This is a genomic window from Phycicoccus duodecadis, assembly GCF_002846495.1.
GTDB classification, from domain to species: domain Bacteria; phylum Actinomycetota; class Actinomycetes; order Actinomycetales; family Dermatophilaceae; genus Phycicoccus; species Phycicoccus duodecadis.
Map to the genome: position 1 here is coordinate 466,628 of NZ_PJNE01000001.1, position 15,656 is coordinate 482,283.

Consider the following 15,656-nt stretch of genomic DNA (forward strand, 5'->3'; position numbering starts at 1 on the left):
CCACCCTAGGCGGGGGCGTCGGGCTCGGCGCCGGGGTGCACCCCCGACGCGTGCCGGCCGGGGCCGGACCCGCCACCGTCGGCGACCAGCCGGGCCGGCCACCAGACCCGCGGGCCCAGGTCGTGGGCCAGGGCCGGTACCAGCAGCGAGCGGACGACGAGGGTGTCGAGCAGCACCCCGAACCCGACGATGAAGGCGATCTGCACGAGGAAGACCAGCGGCAGCACCGAGAGCGCGGAGAAGGTCGCGGCCAGGACGATGCCGGCGCTGGTGATGACCCCGCCGGTGACGGCCAGCCCCCGGAGGATGCCGGGCCGGGTACCGCGCACGATCGCCTCTTCGCGCACCCGCGTCATCAGGAAGATCGAGTAGTCGATCCCCAGCGCCACCAGGAAGACGAAGCCGTACAGCGGGATGGCCGGGTCGCCCGCGGTGAAGCCCAGCACGTGCTCGAACACCAGCGCCGAGACCCCGATGGTCGCGCCGAAGGAGACGACGTTGGCGACCACGAGCAGCAGGGGCGCGAGCAGCGAGCGCAGCAGCAGGGCCAGCACCACGAAGATGACGAGCAGGATGGTCGGCACGATGACGCGCAGGTCGCGGCTGCTGGCGTCCAGCACGTCGAGGTTGGTGGCGGCGTTGCCGCCGACGAGGGCGTCGGGGCTGACGGCGTCGAGGTCGGCCCGCAGCCGGCGCACCGTCTCCTCGGCCGAGGTGCTGTCGGCTGCCCCCCGCGTCGTGGCCTGCACCAGCACCTTGCCGTCGACGACCTTCGGCGGGGCCGCCTGGTCATCCGGCCCCGGCGGGCTCTGCCCGACGAACGCCCCGTCGATGCCGGGGTCCTTCGTCACCACGGCGAGCGCGGCCTCCACCCGGTCCGCGGGCACGACGACCTGCAGCGGGGTGGCCGAACCCGCCGGGAAGTGCCGCCCGATGGCCTGCTGGGCCGTCACCGAGTCGACGTCGGTCAGGAACGTCTCCTCGATGGTCGAGCCGCTCGCCCGGAACGTCGGGGCGAAGGCGGCGGCGGCGAGCAGCACCACCAGGGTCAGCCCCCACGTGGCGCGCGGCCGGCGCCCGACCAGCCCCGCCACGCGGCCCCACACCGAGCGGCCGCCCACGGCGTCCTCGGCGTGCACGTGGTCGACCCGCGGCACGATCGGCCAGAACACCCGGCGGCCGAACAGCAGCAGCACCGCCGGCAGGAACGTGAGTGATGCGAGCAGCGCGCCGGCGATGCCGAGCGCACCCACCGGGCCCAGCCCCGACGTGCTCTGCAGCTCGGCCAGCAGGAGGCACAGCAGGCCGAGGATGACGGTGGCGGCCGAGGCCGTGATGGGCTCGACCACCCCGAGCCAGGCCTGTCGCAGCGCCACCCACGAGTCGGGGGTGTCGTGCAGGCGTTCGCGGAAGCGGCTGACCAGCAGCAGGGCGTAGTCGGTGGCGGCCCCGACGACGAGGATGAAGAGGATGCCCTGCGACTGGCCGGACAGCGTGATGACGTCGTGCTTCGCGAGCTGGTAGACGACGGCCGACGCGGCGCTCAGCCCGAGGACCGCGCTCACGAGCACGGCCACCGGCAGCACCGGGCTGCGGTAGACCACGAGCAGGATCACCAGGACGACGACCAGGGCGACCAGCAGCAGGATGCCGTCGATGCCGGCGAAGGCGGACGAGAAGTCGGCGATCAGCCCTCCCGGGCCGCCGACGTGGGCGGTGAGCCCGGCCGGCACCAGGACCCGGGCGATCTCGTCGCGGATGGCGGTGGCACCCTCCGCCAGGGCCGTGGTGTCGCCGACCGCCGCCGTGCCGGTGGTGCCGTCGAGGGGCACGACCAGCAGCACGGCCTGCCCGTCCTGCGACGGCACCGGCTGTACCGGGGCGTCGCCGGCCAGGTAGTCGCCGAGCGTGCGGCCCGGGCCGAGCGCCGGCAGGGCCAGGCCCGGCAGCGAGGCGGCGAAGGCCTGCACGGGCTTCTCGTCGGCGGCGGTGAGTACGCCCCCGCCCTTCTTCTCGACCACCACGAGGAAGGGCAGCTCGGTGCGGTCGCTGAAGCGCGCGACGGCCTCGGAGACCAGCGTCGACTCGGCGTTCTTGGGCAGGAAGGTGGCGTTGTCGTTGCTCTGGACGCCCGACAGCTTCCCCTGGGCGCTGCCGCCGACGGCGCCCACGGCGAGCCACAGCAGGATGACGACCGCGGCCCCGACGGCCACCCACCGCGGGCGGCGACGGGGGCGGGGCTGCGGCTCGGGCTCGTCGCTCATGGCCTCAGCGTAGGGACGGGCGGGGACGCCGCGCCCCGGGGTTCGACAGCGCGGCGGCGTACCGTGGTGCCATGCGTTTCGTGCACCTCGGCTTCGCCCCCTCGTTCGTCGACTACGAGGAGGCGTGGGCGACCCAGCGCGAGGTCCACGCCCAGGTGGTCGACGGCACCCTCGACGACACCACGCTGCTGCTCGAGCACGCCGCCGTGTACACCGCCGGCAAGCGCACCGAGCCGCACGAGCGCCCCACCGACGGCACCCCCGTCATCGACGTCGACCGCGGCGGCAAGATCACGTGGCACGGACCCGGCCAGCTGGTGGGCTACCCCATCGTGCGGCTGCGCGAGGTCCCCATCGACGTCGTGGCCCACGTGCGGCGCCTCGAGGAGGCCATGATCCGCATCTGCCGCGACTTCGGCGTCGAGACCATCCGCGTCGACGGCCGCAGCGGCGTCTGGGTGCCCGCCGACTGGCGCGGCCCCGAGCGCAAGCTGGGCGCCATCGGCGTGCGGGTCAGCCGGCGGGTCACGATGCACGGCTTCGCGCTCAACTGCGACGCCTCGCTGGGCTGGGCCGACGCGATCATCCCGTGCGGCATCCCCGACGCCGGCGTCTCGTCCCTCACCCAGGAGGCCGGGCGCGTCATCACCGTCCAGGACGTCCTGCCGTACGCCGAGAAGCACCTGGCCGACGTCCTCGGCTGACCCACCCACGGCCCCCGGGCGACCCCGGGCGGTTCGGGGGATGTCGCCGCCGCGGCGTAGGCTGGAACGCGTGACTGTCGCACCCGAAGGACGCCGGATGCTGCGGGTCGAGGCGCGCAACGCCGAGACCCCGATCGAGCGCAAGCCGGAGTGGATCCGCACCACCGCCAAGATGGGGCCGGAGTTCACGGCCATCCACTCCATGGTCAAGGGGCAGGGCCTGCACACGGTCTGCCAGGAGGCGGGGTGTCCCAACATCTTCGAGTGCTGGGAGGACCGCGAGGCCACCTTCCTCATCGGCGGCGACACCTGCACCCGCCGCTGCGACTTCTGCGACATCGCCACCGGGCGCCCCCAGCCGCTCGACCTCGACGAGCCCCGCCGCGTCGCCGAGTCGGTGCGCTCGATGGGCCTGCGGTACTCCACCGTCACCGGTGTCGCGCGCGACGACCGCCCCGACGGCGCGGCCGGGCTGTACGCCGAGACCATCCGCCAGATCCACGCGCTGAACCCCAACACCGGCGTCGAGATCCTCCCGCCCGACTTCGGCGCCAAGCCCGAGCTCGTCGGGCAGGTCTTCGACGCCCGCCCCGAGGTGTTCGCCCACAACCTCGAGACCGTGCCGCGCATCTTCAAGCGCATCCGCCCGGCCTTCACCTACGACAAGTCGCTGCGCGTCATCACGATGGCCCGCGAGGCCGGCCTGGTCACCAAGTCGAACCTCATCCTGGGGATGGGCGAGGAGGACCACGAGGTCGAGGAGGCGATCCGCGACCTGCACGAGGCCGGCTGCGACATCCTCACCATCACCCAGTACCTGCGCCCCTCCCCCACCCACCACCCGATCGACCGGTGGGTCAAGCCCGAGGAGTTCGTGCACTGGTCCGACACCGCCGAGGCCATGGGCTTCAAGGGCGTCATGGCGGGCCCGCTGGTCCGCAGCTCGTACCGCGCCGGACGCCTCTGGGCCACGGCCATGGGCAAGTGGGGCCGCCCCATCCCCGAGCACCTGGCCCACCTCGCGCAGGCCGCGTCCGACCCGGCCCGCCAGGAGGCCGCGTCGTTGGTGGCCAAGGCTCGCAGCGCCGTATCCTGACGGCACGCGCCCGCGCCACCGCCGGGCGGCACCACCCCCGACCAGGAGCACCGTCCCCCGTGTCCGACGCACCCGAGAAGAAGCCCGGCCGGATCGCCGAGATCCGCCAGGCCTACAGCGCCATCAAGTCCCTCGACCCGCAGATCGGGTGGTGGATGCTCGGCGCCGCCGTGCTCACGGCCGCGGTCGTCGTCGGCATCGGCGCGATCTTCGGCGGCGGCTGGCTGATCTACGCCGCGCTCGTCGCCATCCCCGCTGCGGCCCTGGCCGCGGTCGTGGTGATGAACCGGCGCGGCAACGGCGCCATGTACAAGGCGCTCGACGGCAAGGTGGGCGCGGCCGGCGCCACTCTGACGGGCCTGGGCAAGCGCGGCTGGTACGCGAACCAGGAGCCGGTGGCCGTCGATGGCGCGCGCGGCACCCGGGCGCAGGACCTTGCGGGCGCGGCGCTGGTGTTCCGGGCGCTGGGCCGCCCCGGGGTCGTGCTCATCGGTGAGGGCCCGGTCGGCCGGGTCGGCAAGCTCCTCAAGCAGGAGGAGAAGAAGGTCGCGCGGGTCGCCCCCGGCGTCCCGGTCCACCTGTGGACCGTCGGCGACGGCGACGGCCAGGTCCCGGTGCGCAAGATCGCGGGCAAGCTCACCCGGATGAAGCCGGTGCTCAGCAAGCAGGAGGTCTCGGTCGTCAACAAGCGCCTGACCTCGCTCGGCGGCATCCGGCCCCCGATCCCCAAGGGCGTCGACCCCACCAAGGCCCGCATGGACCGCAAGGCGATGCGCGGCCGCTGACCCTCACGTCGTCGGTCTGCCGGCCCGGTCGGGCCGGCCCCGCGCCGCCCCGGGCCCTACGCGGAGCGGCGGTCGCGGGAGTCCTCGGCGCCGGGTCGCACGAGGCGGGTGCCGGCCACGTAGTCGTGCAGCAGGCGGCCGTCGCCGGCGCGCACCAGCCCCGGCAGGAACAGGCCCGCCAGCAGTGAGCGCACCACGACCTGCACCGGGAACGCCCCGGGGCGCACCTGCCACACCTGCAGCCCCAGCAGGCGGTGGCCGACGGTGCTGCCCGTGAGCGAGACCAGCACCACGTTGAGCAGCACGAAGACGCCGAGGGTCACCCATGAGCTCTGCGGGATGCCGAGGAGCATCGCCGGCCGCTGACCAGGGTCCAGCAAGAGGTCGTACGGCAGGACCACGAAGGTCACCAGGGCCGAGAGCACCCAGTCGACGACGAACGCCGCGATGCGCCGGCCGAACGACGGGTCGAGAGCCTCTGCGCGGGCGCGGTCCGGGTCGGCGGGCGTCGTCACGGGTCCAGCCTAGGCGGGGTCGGGCGACGGCCTTCGCGGCCCCGCGGTGGGCCGTCCTCGCTGCCCGTCACGCCCGCACCTTCCGTTGCCCTTATGGCGGGAAAAGCGTTGTCAGAAAGTTCGATTGGTCTCCTCGAACGCTTGTTCGTGTCACCGTGATCGAGTAAGATCGTGGTACAGGGGAAGGGGTTTCCGATGACAGCGACTACTGGTCCGCAGGATGTCGTGTCGGCCGCGCGGGTCGCGCGCCAGGTGCTGTCGGATGCTCTCAGCCCCGGCGAGGTGTGCGGGTCGCAGGAGGAGTGGGCGCAGGCTCTCGGTGAGCTGCAGGCCGTGATGGACACCGCGACCGCCGCCCAGGATGCCGCGATCGTGCGGCTGGCGGCGATCGAGCCCGAGGTCCTCGACGACGGGGAGGTCATCGAGACCCACCGGGCGCTCGGGCACGTCGCCCTTGATGCACCCGCGATGGTGTCGTGGACGCTCAATGTGTCGGCGGTGCAGGCCGAGCGGCGGGTGCGGGCCGCGGTCCGGATGGCCGCCGACGGGCCTGAAGGCACCCCCACCGAGACCGGGCTTCGTGGGTTGCACACCGCGATGGGTGCCGGGCGGTTGGACGCCTACCGGGCGTCGGTGGTCGCGACCGAGCTCGAGGAGGCACCGGCCGAGGTCGCCGCGTCCGTGGTCGCCGGTCTGCACGAGTACTTCGGCAGCGAGGACGGACCGCGGCTGCGGCGCCGGGTCCGTCGGATGCTGGCCCGGATCTCCCCGGACCTGGTGCGCCAACGCGCCGTGCGGGCCCGGTCCGAGTGCCGCCTCGAACGGTGGGTCGGCGAACCCGGGGTCGACACCTGGCACGGCACCTTCCCCTCCGAAGAAGCCGCCCAGGCGTGGGCCGCGATCGACGCCCTCGCGCAGCAGTACGTCACCGACGGCGTGTGCGACCGGGTCGACCGGGCGAGGGCGAAGGCCCTGACCGACCTGGTGGCGGGGAACGCGACCATCGACGTCCAGATCGTCCACACCATCGCGGCCGAGGTCCCCACAGCTGCTGGGTCCGCGCGGGGGACCAGGGCCAGCGAGGGAGCTTCGGACGACCTGGTGGACGTCGGTGCGCCCGCGAGCGAGGCTGGGGCGAGCAAGGCAGCGCCCGGCGACCTGGTCGAGGTCACCGGCCTCCGCCCCGGCGAACCCACCCTGGTCTCCCGCGCGTGGCTCGACCATGCCAGCGCCCCGCACCCGACCTCCGACACCAGCGCCGGCCGGGCCGCACCCCGCCCGCGGGGCGAACCCCGCGGGGGCCTCGCCCCGTGTGACCCGCTCACCGACGCGCTGCTCGACCCCGACGGCGCCCTCACCACCGACACCTACCGGCCCGGCAAAGCCCTGGCCGCCCTGGTCCGCGCCCGCGACGGGCACTGCCGGTTCCCCGGCTGCCACGTCGCCGCCCGCTTCTGCGACCTCGACCACGTCACCCCCTGGCCCACCGGCCCGACATCAGCAGCCAACCTGGTCTGCCTCTGCCGCCGACACCACCGCATCAAACAACGCCCCGGCTGGCAGGCGGTTCTCCACCCCGACGCCACCCTCACCTGGACCGACCCCACCGGCCGGAACCGCACCACCCACCCCGTCGACCACCTCCACCGCGCCGTCCTACCCGACCGGGGAAGCGACCCCGCCCCCATCACCTACAACCCCCGCCTCGTCACCCCCGACGCACCCCACAGCACCCTCGAGTACCACCTCGAACACAACCCGGGCCCACCACCAGCAAGACCCCGCATCCGCTGCCGCATCGACCACCACCACCCGACAGCCGCTCGCGCCCACCTCGCCTACACCTCGGCCCATCCGCCCAGGCGACGAGCGCTGCCACCACCGGACGACCCGCCGTTCTGACGAAGCACCAGCACCTTCCTGAGAGACCGAGCCGGATCGCATCTCAGCGCGGTCCACGACTCGGGCGTCCCGTCCCACCCATTGATACGGTGGGCTGCGTTACCTCGGCGAAACATCCGGGTGACGGCGGGGAAACCGCCACGCCCTACTGTCGTCGACAACGCCATCAGGGCTGGCTCCCACGCCCCTGCACCGAACCAGGAGGTTCAACACTGTGTTCAGCTCCGCTGACGAGGTCCTCGCTTTCATCAAGTCCGAGGACGTGAAGTTCGTCGACATCCGCTTCTGCGACCTTCCCGGCGTCATGCAGCACTTCAACGTGCCCGCGCAGACGGTCGACCAGGACTTCTTCCTCAACGGCCAGATGTTCGACGGGTCCTCGATCCGCGGCTTCCAGGCCATCCACGAGTCCGACATGAAGCTCATCCCGGACCCGACGACGGCCTACCTCGACCCGTTCCGGGTCGAGAAGACGCTGATCATGAACTTCAGCATCGTCGACCCGTTCACCGGCGAGGCCTACAGCCGCGACCCCCGCAACATCGCGGCCAAGGCCGAGGCCTACCTGAAGTCCACGGGCATCGCCGACACCGCCTTCTTCGGTGCCGAGGCCGAGTTCTACGTCTTCGACGACGTGCGCTTCGAGACCAAGGCCAACGCCAGCTACTACTACATCGACTCCGTCGAGGCCGCCTGGAACACCGGGCGCGCGGAGGACGGCGGCAACCGCGGCTACAAGACCCGCTTCAAGGGTGGCTACTTCCCCGTCCCGCCGGTCGACCACTTCGCCGACACCCGCGACAAGATCTGCCTCAACCTCGCCGACGTCGGCCTCGTCGTCGAGCGCAGCCACCACGAGGTCGGCACCGCGGGTCAGCAGGAGATCAACTACCGCTTCAACACCCTGCTCCTCTCGGGCGACGACATGATGAAGTTCAAGTACGTCGTCAAGAACACCGTCTGGAACGAGGGCAAGACCGCCACGTTCATGCCGAAGCCCATCTTCGGCGACAACGGCTCGGGGATGCACACGCACCAGTCGCTCTGGAAGGACGGCGAGCCGCTCTTCTACGACGAGCGCGGCTACGGCGGCCTTTCGGACATCGCGCGCTGGTACATCGGCGGCCTGCTCAAGCACGCCCCCGCGCTGCTGGCGTTCACGAACCCGACGATCAACAGCTACCACCGGCTGGTCCCGGGCTACGAGGCGCCGGTCAACCTGGTGTACTCGGCCCGTAACCGCTCGGCCTGCGTGCGCATCCCGATCACGGGTGACAACCCCAAGGCCAAGCGCATCGAGTTCCGCGTGCCCGACCCGAGCTCGAACCCCTACCTGTGCTTCGCGGCGCAGCTGATGGCCGGCCTCGACGGCATCAAGAACCGCATCGAGCCCCCGGAGCCGGTCGACAAGGACCTCTACGAGCTGCCGCCCGAGGAGCACGAGGCCATCGAGCAGGTCCCCGGCTCGCTCCCGGCCGTGCTCGACGCGCTCGAGGCCGACCACGAGTTCCTGCTCCAGGGTGACGTGTTCACCTCGGACCTCATCGAGACGTGGATCGACTACAAGCGGGTCCACGAGGTCGACCCGATCCGCTTCCGGCCCCACCCGCACGAGTTCGAGATGTACTTCGACATCTGATCGAACCCGCAGGTCGGAGGCACGGTCAGCCTCAGTAGTCCCTGACGAGTCCTCACGGGCCCTCACCGATGCGTCGGCAGCCCGTGAGGACTCGTCGCTGTGCGGCCACGGCGTGGTCGCCGGCCGGTCTCACCTCGAGCCGGGCCGAGGGCCCTGCGTACCGCGCAGCCGAGCGTTCTCGGCCTCCAGGTGCAGGACCATGCCGATGCCGGCCAGGTTGAGACCGGCCGCGAGCAGGTCCCCGATCCGTCGAAGGCGGTCGAGGTCGTTCGCGCTGTAGCGGCGGGTGCCCCCGTCGGTGCGCTGCGGCTCGAGCAGACCGCGGGCCTCGTACAGGCGCAGGTTCTGCACCCCCATGCCGACCAGGCCGGCCGCCACCGAGATCCCGTACACCCCGCGGTCGTCGTCGGGAGCGGGCACTGTCATGGCGGTGGGTCCTTCCCCGAAAAAAATCCGTTCTGGGCTCTTGCACGATTATGCCGTCAGTGCTACAAGAAATCTATGGCGTGTGCAACAGATCCGTCCGGATCCCGACCACCGCCGGCCAGTACACCCACACCACATCGGAGGTGAACACGATGTTGATCCGCACCGACCCGTTCCGTGAGCTGGACCGCCTCACCCACCAGCTCCTCACCCCGCAGGGCACCCTGGCCCGGCCCGCGGCGATGCCGATGGACGCCTGGCACGAGGGTGACACCTTCTACGTCGAGCTCGACCTCCCCGGCGTCAGCCAGGACTCGATCGACATCGACGTGGAACGCAACGTGGTCACCGTCAGGGCCGAACGCCCGAGCCGGGCCAGCGACGCGCAGCTGCTGGTCGCGGAACGTCCGCGCGGAATGTTCAGCCGCCAGCTCGTCCTGGGCGAGAACCTCGACACCGAGCGCGTCGAGGCCAGCTACGACGGGGGCGTCCTGACGCTGCAGATCCCGGTCGCGGAGCACGCGAAACCGCGCAAGATCGAGATCAGCAGCAAGAACGAGGGTCGTCGCGCCATCAGCGCGTGACCCCGGTGGCGGGGTCCCCGCCACGGCCCCCGAGCGGCCGTACCGGCCATGCCGGCGCCGCCCACCGGGTCGTGCACCTGCTCGGCCCGGTGGACGGCCGGGGGTCAGTGCTACGCACCCAGCTCGGCGTCCTCGAGGGCCGCTTCCTGCTTGGACTCCTCGATGTTCTCCCGGACGACCTCGGCCGGCAGGGCCACCCGGTCGGCGATGAGGTAGACGACCACCGACAGCGCGCCGAGGAGCAGCGCCGACCACTCGAAGTTCAGCAGCCCGAGGTTCCCGGCGCCCGCGGACTTCTCCGGGAAGTTCCCCAGGTAGGAGATCAGCGCCAGGCCGCCCAGCCAGGGGAACAGCCACGCGAAGCCGTTCCAGAAGTGCAGCGGCCCCTGACGGACCCCGCCGAAGAGCTTGAACAGGCCCAGGAGGACGAACCCGAGCAGCACCGCGACGTAGAGCTTCCATCCGGTCAGCCACCCCGACCAGTACACGATCAGGTTCGAGGCCCAGAACGCCAGGAGCGGGAGGACGTGACCGCCGGGCAGCCGGAAGGGACGCGGGTGGTCCGGGACGCGCTTGCGCAGGGCGGTGAGCACCAGCGGCCCGGACGCGAAGGACAGGACCGTGGCCGAGGTGATGAACCCGACCAGCTGCTGCCAGCTCGGGAACGGCAGGAACACGATGAGGCCCACCACGAACGTCACGACCAGGCTGAACAGCGGGACGCCCCGCTCCGTGGTCCTCGCCAGGCGCTGAGGGGCGTTCCCGTTGCGGGCCATCGCGTAGGACAGCCGCGAGGTGAGCGTCGTGTAGATCAGCCCGGTGTCCCCGGGCGAGATGATCGCGTCGATGTAGAGCAGTACCGCCAGCCAGCCCAGCCCGAGGGCGGTGGCCAGGGCCGCCAGCGGCCCGAAGTCGTTCTCGAAGCTCAGGTTGGCCCACGCGTCGGCGCCGGAGAGCAGGCTCGGCTCCAGCGCGCCGATGAAGGCGACCTGCAGCGCGATGTAGATGACCGCCGTGACCAGGACCGAGCCGATGACGGCGATGGGGACGTTCCTGCGGGGGTTGTCGGTCTCACCGGCCAGCTCGACACCCTGACGGAAGCCGAGGTAGGAGAACACGATCCCGGAGGTGGCGATCGCGCTGAAGACACCGTGCCAGCCCGACGGCTTGAACCCGTGGCTGGTGAAGTTCTCGCCGTGGAACGCGGTGGCGAAGAACGCCACGATGACGAGCACGATGATCCCGAGCTTCCACCACACCAGGGTGTTGTTGATCCGCGCGAACCAGCGGATGCCGAAGTAGTTGATCACCACGAACACGGCCATCAGCAGCACGGCGACCGCGTAGCCGAGCCCGGTCAGGGTGTGCACCGTCTGGCCACCGGCCTGCGCCTCGACGGTGAAGGGGGCGTACTTGGTGCCGTACTGCAGCGCTGCGAGCACCTCGATGGGCGCGGTCGTGCTCGCCCCCACCCAGGTGATCCAGCCGGTGGTGTAGCTGGCGAACGAGCCGAAGGCCAGGTGGGGGAAGCGGATCACCCCGCCGGACACCGGGAACATCACCCCCAGCTCGGCGTACACGAGCGCGATGGCCAGGACCATCACCCCACCCAGGGCCCATGAGATGACCGCGGCCGGGCCGGCCTCCTGCGAGGCGTTGAGCGCCCCGAACAGCCAGCCCGACCCGATGATCGAACCGATGCTCGCGAAGAGCAGACCGACGATCCCTACATGCCGCTTGAGCTGCGGTTGTTCCGTCTCGACCGCGGTCGAGGTGTCCGTCGCCATGGCAGATCCCTTTCTCTGGAGGCCGAAGGCTCAGAAAGCGGTACCGCAGGACGTGGCGATCCCCCGATGTACCACCTGCCATCTTGCGCGCCCCACGGCGCTGGTGGTGGTTCCGCGGCAGGGAAACTCGAGCTCGGACCAGGCCGACCCCGCGAGTACGAGCCTCCGGCAGCGACTTCCGCGGCCAGACCACGACGAACACGGCGCCCGGGCCGTGCCCGCTGCCGGCCCGGGCTGCCGGCCCGGGCTCTGCCCTCCCCCGCCCCTCAGAGCCGGTCGACGCCCCACGCGGCCGCGGGCACCAGCCACCCGCCGACGACCAGCAGCGCGAAGCCGGCGGCCACGGCTGCGGCGATCACGCCCCGCCACACCCAGGCCCGGACCCGCGAGGGACCTTCGGCACTGTTCCGGACCGACGACCCCGAGCACCCTGGACACCACCCCAAGGAGGCCGCCGTGCACCATGTCACCCCGGTCGGGTCGGTCGTCGTCGCCGTCGACGTCGACGCACCCGTCGAACCGGTCCTCGCGGCGGCCGCTGCCCTCGCCGCCTCCACCCGCCGTCCGCTGCACGTCGTCAACGCCACCGGCGTCGGCATCGTCCCGTGGACTGCGCCGATGCTCCAGCGCCAGGAGGCCAAGCTCCGGGAGCTGCGCGACCGCCTGGCGACGCTGGGTGAGATGTCGGTGACCTCCTGCACCGCCCTGGAGAGTCCGGCGGCGGCGATCGTGCGGGCCAGTGCCGACGCCGAGCTCGTCGTCATCGGGTCGGGCCGGCTGGGCCGGCTGGCGGGCGAGGTGCTCGGCGCGACCACCCATCAGGTCGCCATGCACTCCCGGTGCCCGGTGCTCGTCGTCCCGGACGGCCTGGACCTGCCCGAGCACGGGCCGGTGGTCGTCGGCGTCGACACCGGCGAGCACAGCCGGCCGGCGATCGGCCTGGCCTTCGCGGAGGCGTCGCGCCGCTCGGCTCCCCTCGTCGCGGTCCACGCGTGGTGGCTGGAGCACCCGGGAGCCTTCGACGACGCGAGCCGCTGGGCGGGAGGCGAGCATCCCGCGTACGACGCCGAGGAGCTCTCGGTGTCCGAGATGATGGCGGGCTGGGCGGAGAAGTACCCGGACGTCGTGGTCCGCACCGAGATCCTCCGAGGCGAGCCGGTGCCGGTGATCCGCGAGGTCGCCCGCTCCGCGCAGCTGCTGGTGGTCGGCTCCCGGGGCAGCGGGGGCTTCGTCGGCCTCCTCCTCGGCGGGGTCAGCAGCCGTCTGCTGCACGGCAGCCCGTGCCCGGTGCTCGTGGTCCCGTCCGCAGCCCGGCCGGCACTGGAGCCGGCGCAGCCCACCTCGCGGGTCTCCACCCCCGCGTGACGTGCGGGCCACGCCGGCCACGCCGGCCAGGAAGGTCAGCGGGGGCGGACGGTCAGGGTCTGGGCGAGCGCGCCGAGCGGGCCGCTCTCGTCGTGGAGCCGGCTGCTGGTGAGGCCGATCCCGTTGGCGTCGAACGTCACCGTCGCATCCACGCCCAGCCATCCCTCGGCCGGCAGCCTCAGCAGGTGGGCCGTCAGGTCGATGTTCGGGTAGTGCACGTCGCGCGGGTCGGCGCGCACGGTCATCCCGTTGGCGATGTCGAGCAGCCCGGCCGTGCGCGCCAGCGTGCTCACCGGCTCGTCGGCCAGGAGGGGCACATCGGTGCGCACCCAGAACCAGCCGCGACCGGGCTCCTCGAGATGGCGCCGTAGCTCGACCGACCCGATGAACCCGCCGGGCCAGGTGGCACTCGGCGTCCACGGCTCGAGCTCGTCGGGGCCGGGGATGGACGGCAGCGCGGTGCCGGCCACCGCAGCGGTGTCACGCTGCGCCATCAGCCAGGCCCGTAGGAGGACGACGGGACGCCCCGCATGGGCCAGGGTCGCCTCCACCAGCTCGATGGTCCGCCCGGGGCGCACCACCCGCACCCCGACCTCGACCTCGGCCACCGGCACCGTCCCGAGGATGTCGTAGCAGAGCCGGGCCACCGCCATGCCGTCCTCGCGCCGGGCGTCTCTGTGCTGCTCGACCAGGTGCGCCATCAGGCCCAGGGCCGGCGAGATGTGCTGCTCGTCCTCGCGCCAGGCGCCGCTGGTGCGCTCGGTGGCCCGGAACCGGGTCGCGCCCAGCCGCTCGAAGTACGCCACGGTGTCATCCTCCCTGGTGCCGATGTCCGACGCCGACCCTACGACGGGCCAGGATGAGGGCATGAGCGACTCCCCCACCGGCCCCGTCCCGTCGTCCACCTCGTCGTCCGTCCCGTCGTCCACCTCGTCGTCCGCCCCGTCGTCCGCCCCGTCGTCCAGCGCGGCGGCCGCCGCCCTGCCCCGCCGCGTCGCCGTCACCGGCGCCCACGGCAAGCTCGGCCGCGCCGTCGTGACGCACCTGCGCGGCATCGGCCTCGACGTCCTGGCCATCGACCGCGACCCGGCCGGCGACCCCCGCGACGTCCGCGGCGAGTTCGTCGTCGCCGACCTCACCGACTACGGCCAGGTGGTCGAGGCCTTCGGGGGCGGGGTCGACGAGCACGCGGCCGTCGACGCGGTGGTGCACCTGGCCGCCATCCCGGCCCCCGGGATGACGACGAACGCCGCCACCTTCGCCAACAACTCGGCCGCGACCTACAACGTGTTCGCCGCTGTCCGCGCCCTCGGCATCACCACGCTGGTGTGGGCCTCGAGCGAGACCGTGCTGGGCCTGCCGTTCGACACCCCGCCGCCCTACGCGCCCGTCGACGAGGAGTACGCGCCGCGGCCGGAGTCGACGTACTCGCTGAACAAGGCCCTCGAGGAGGAGATGGCCGGGCACTTCTGCCGCTGGCAGCCCGAGCTGGTGGCGGTCGGCCTGCGCTTCTCGAACGTCATGGACGTCGAGGACTACGCGCAGTTCCCGTCCTTCGACGCCGACCCGCAGCTGCGGCGCTGGAACCTGTGGGGCTACATCGACGCGCGCGACGGCGCCCAGGCCGTCGAGAAGGCCCTGGCCTACGACGTGCCCGGGGCGGAGGTGTTCGTCATCGCCAACGCCGACACCGTGATGAGCCGTTCGAGCGCGAGCCTGATGGCCGAGGTCTACCCCGACGTGCCGGTGACCAGGGAGCTCGGTGAGCACGAGACGCTCCTCGGCATCGACAAGGCCCGGCAGGTCCTCGGGTACGAGCCCCAGCACTCCTGGCGCGACCACGTCGGCTGAGCGCGCCGCCCACGGGCCTCGGGCCGGACGCCGTGCGGCATGATCGCCCCGTGAGCGCGAACCCGTCGTCCGAGAGCACCTCCGAGGCCGCCGCGGGGGCCGGCCCCGGGCTCGCCGAGATCCTCGACCAGCTCGTCGACGCGGGCCGGCAGGTGGTGGCCCGTGGGCTGGTGCAGGCCAGCGGTGGCAACCTCTCGGCCCGGGTGCCCGGCACCGACCGGTTCGTCGTCACCGCCACCGGCACCTGGCTCGACCGCCTCACCCCGGACGACTTCGCCGAGCTCACCCCGGGCGGCGACCGGGTGGGTGGGGCGGCACGCCCGTCGGTGGAGTGGAAGCTGCACCAGCGCACCTACGCCGTGCGCCAGGACGTGCGGGCCATCGTGCACCTGCACCCGCAGCACGTCCTCCTGGTCGACATGCTCGGTGCGCCGATCCGGTTCACCACCCTGGACCACCAGTACTACCTGGGCAGTGCCGGGCGGGTGCCGTTCATGCCCTCGGGCAGCGACGAGCTCGCCCGGGCCGCCGCCGAGGCCGCCCGCGACCACGACGCCGTGGTGCTGGCCCACCACGGCTGCTCGGCCCTCGGCGACACCGTGACGATGGCCCTGCGCCGGGCGTTGAACCTCGAGGAGGCGGCCGCGATGACCTACCGGCTGCTGCAGGCGGGCGACCGCGCCACCGACTTCCCGGCGGAGTGGAAGGGCCGCATCATCGACGTCTGACCCGGCGACC

14 protein-coding genes are annotated in these 15,656 nt (G+C 72.3%); 9 read left to right on the top strand and 5 right to left on the bottom strand.

Annotated elements, in window-relative coordinates:
- Nucleotides 1-5: 5 nt before the first annotated feature.
- Entirely contained in the window at nt 6-2,264 is a 2,259-nt protein-coding gene (locus ATL31_RS02195; RefSeq protein WP_101394327.1) for an MMPL family transporter, read from the bottom strand.
- 71 nt (nt 2,265-2,335) lie between these two features.
- Here ATL31_RS02195 and lipB point away from each other — a divergent pair, with 71 nt between their 5' ends.
- From lipB to ATL31_RS02210, 3 genes are all read left to right on the top strand, one after another.
- Nucleotides 2,336-2,968, top strand: a complete 633-nt coding sequence (gene lipB, locus ATL31_RS02200; RefSeq protein ID WP_101394328.1) for a lipoyl(octanoyl) transferase LipB — start codon at nt 2,336-2,338, stop codon at nt 2,966-2,968.
- 70 nt (nt 2,969-3,038) lie between these two features.
- On the top strand, nt 3,039-4,064 hold the full coding sequence (gene lipA / locus ATL31_RS02205) for a lipoyl synthase (protein WP_211283951.1): 1,026 nt from the start codon (nt 3,039-3,041) through the stop codon (nt 4,062-4,064).
- A 59-nt stretch (nt 4,065-4,123) separates the two neighbouring features.
- Nucleotides 4,124-4,849 carry a DUF4191 family protein gene (locus ATL31_RS02210; protein WP_101394330.1) on the top strand — a complete coding sequence of 242 codons (726 nt, stop codon included), beginning with the start codon at nt 4,124-4,126 and terminating at the stop codon, nt 4,847-4,849.
- A gap of 56 nt (nt 4,850-4,905) precedes the next feature.
- On the opposite strand, the gene ATL31_RS02215 is transcribed toward ATL31_RS02210, so the two are convergent.
- On the bottom strand, nt 4,906-5,364 hold the full coding sequence (locus ATL31_RS02215; RefSeq protein WP_101394331.1) for an RDD family protein: 459 nt from the start codon (nt 5,362-5,364) through the stop codon (nt 4,906-4,908).
- Between the two features lie 195 nt (nt 5,365-5,559).
- Between ATL31_RS02215 and ATL31_RS02220 the strand changes: the two genes are divergently transcribed.
- Both ATL31_RS02220 and glnA read left to right on the top strand, forming a co-directional pair.
- On the top strand, nt 5,560-7,266 hold the full coding sequence (locus ATL31_RS02220) for an HNH endonuclease signature motif containing protein (RefSeq protein WP_143598280.1): 1,707 nt from the start codon (nt 5,560-5,562) through the stop codon (nt 7,264-7,266).
- A 214-nt stretch (nt 7,267-7,480) separates the two neighbouring features.
- Complete coding sequence (gene glnA / locus ATL31_RS02225; protein ID WP_101394333.1) at nt 7,481-8,905, top strand: type I glutamate--ammonia ligase; 1,425 nt, start codon at nt 7,481-7,483, stop codon at nt 8,903-8,905.
- 129 nt (nt 8,906-9,034) lie between these two features.
- Here the strand turns inward: glnA and ATL31_RS02230 are convergent, their stop codons facing one another.
- On the bottom strand, nt 9,035-9,331 hold the full coding sequence (locus ATL31_RS02230) for a MerR family transcriptional regulator (RefSeq protein ID WP_101394334.1): 297 nt from the start codon (nt 9,329-9,331) through the stop codon (nt 9,035-9,037).
- Between the two features lie 152 nt (nt 9,332-9,483).
- Here ATL31_RS02230 and ATL31_RS02235 point away from each other — a divergent pair, with 152 nt between their 5' ends.
- A complete protein-coding gene (locus tag ATL31_RS02235; RefSeq protein ID WP_101397155.1) occupies nt 9,484-9,915 on the top strand; it encodes an Hsp20/alpha crystallin family protein in 432 nt (143 codons plus the stop codon).
- A 110-nt stretch (nt 9,916-10,025) separates the two neighbouring features.
- Here the strand turns inward: ATL31_RS02235 and ATL31_RS02240 are convergent, their stop codons facing one another.
- On the bottom strand, nt 10,026-11,702 hold the full coding sequence (locus ATL31_RS02240) for an APC family permease (RefSeq protein ID WP_101394335.1): 1,677 nt from the start codon (nt 11,700-11,702) through the stop codon (nt 10,026-10,028).
- Between the two features lie 456 nt (nt 11,703-12,158).
- On the opposite strand from ATL31_RS02240, the gene ATL31_RS02245 reads away from it, so the two are divergent.
- Nucleotides 12,159-13,067: a universal stress protein gene (locus ATL31_RS02245; protein ID WP_158239770.1), complete on the top strand. Its 909-nt coding sequence runs from the start codon at nt 12,159-12,161 to the stop codon at nt 13,065-13,067.
- A gap of 35 nt (nt 13,068-13,102) precedes the next feature.
- On the opposite strand, the gene ATL31_RS02250 is transcribed toward ATL31_RS02245, so the two are convergent.
- Nucleotides 13,103-13,873 carry a thioesterase family protein gene (locus ATL31_RS02250; protein ID WP_101394337.1) on the bottom strand — a complete coding sequence of 257 codons (771 nt, stop codon included), beginning with the start codon at nt 13,871-13,873 and terminating at the stop codon, nt 13,103-13,105.
- A 61-nt stretch (nt 13,874-13,934) separates the two neighbouring features.
- On the opposite strand from ATL31_RS02250, the gene ATL31_RS02255 reads away from it, so the two are divergent.
- Together ATL31_RS02255 and ATL31_RS02260 are read left to right on the top strand one after the other, a co-directional pair.
- Entirely contained in the window at nt 13,935-14,918 is a 984-nt protein-coding gene (locus tag ATL31_RS02255; protein ID WP_101394338.1) for an NAD-dependent epimerase/dehydratase family protein, read from the top strand.
- Between the two features lie 50 nt (nt 14,919-14,968).
- The gene (locus ATL31_RS02260; protein WP_245861843.1) at nt 14,969-15,646 is read left to right on the top strand and encodes a class II aldolase/adducin family protein; all 678 of its coding nucleotides are present in this window, start codon (nt 14,969-14,971) and stop codon (nt 15,644-15,646) included.
- The last annotated feature ends 10 nt before the right edge of the window (nt 15,647-15,656 follow it).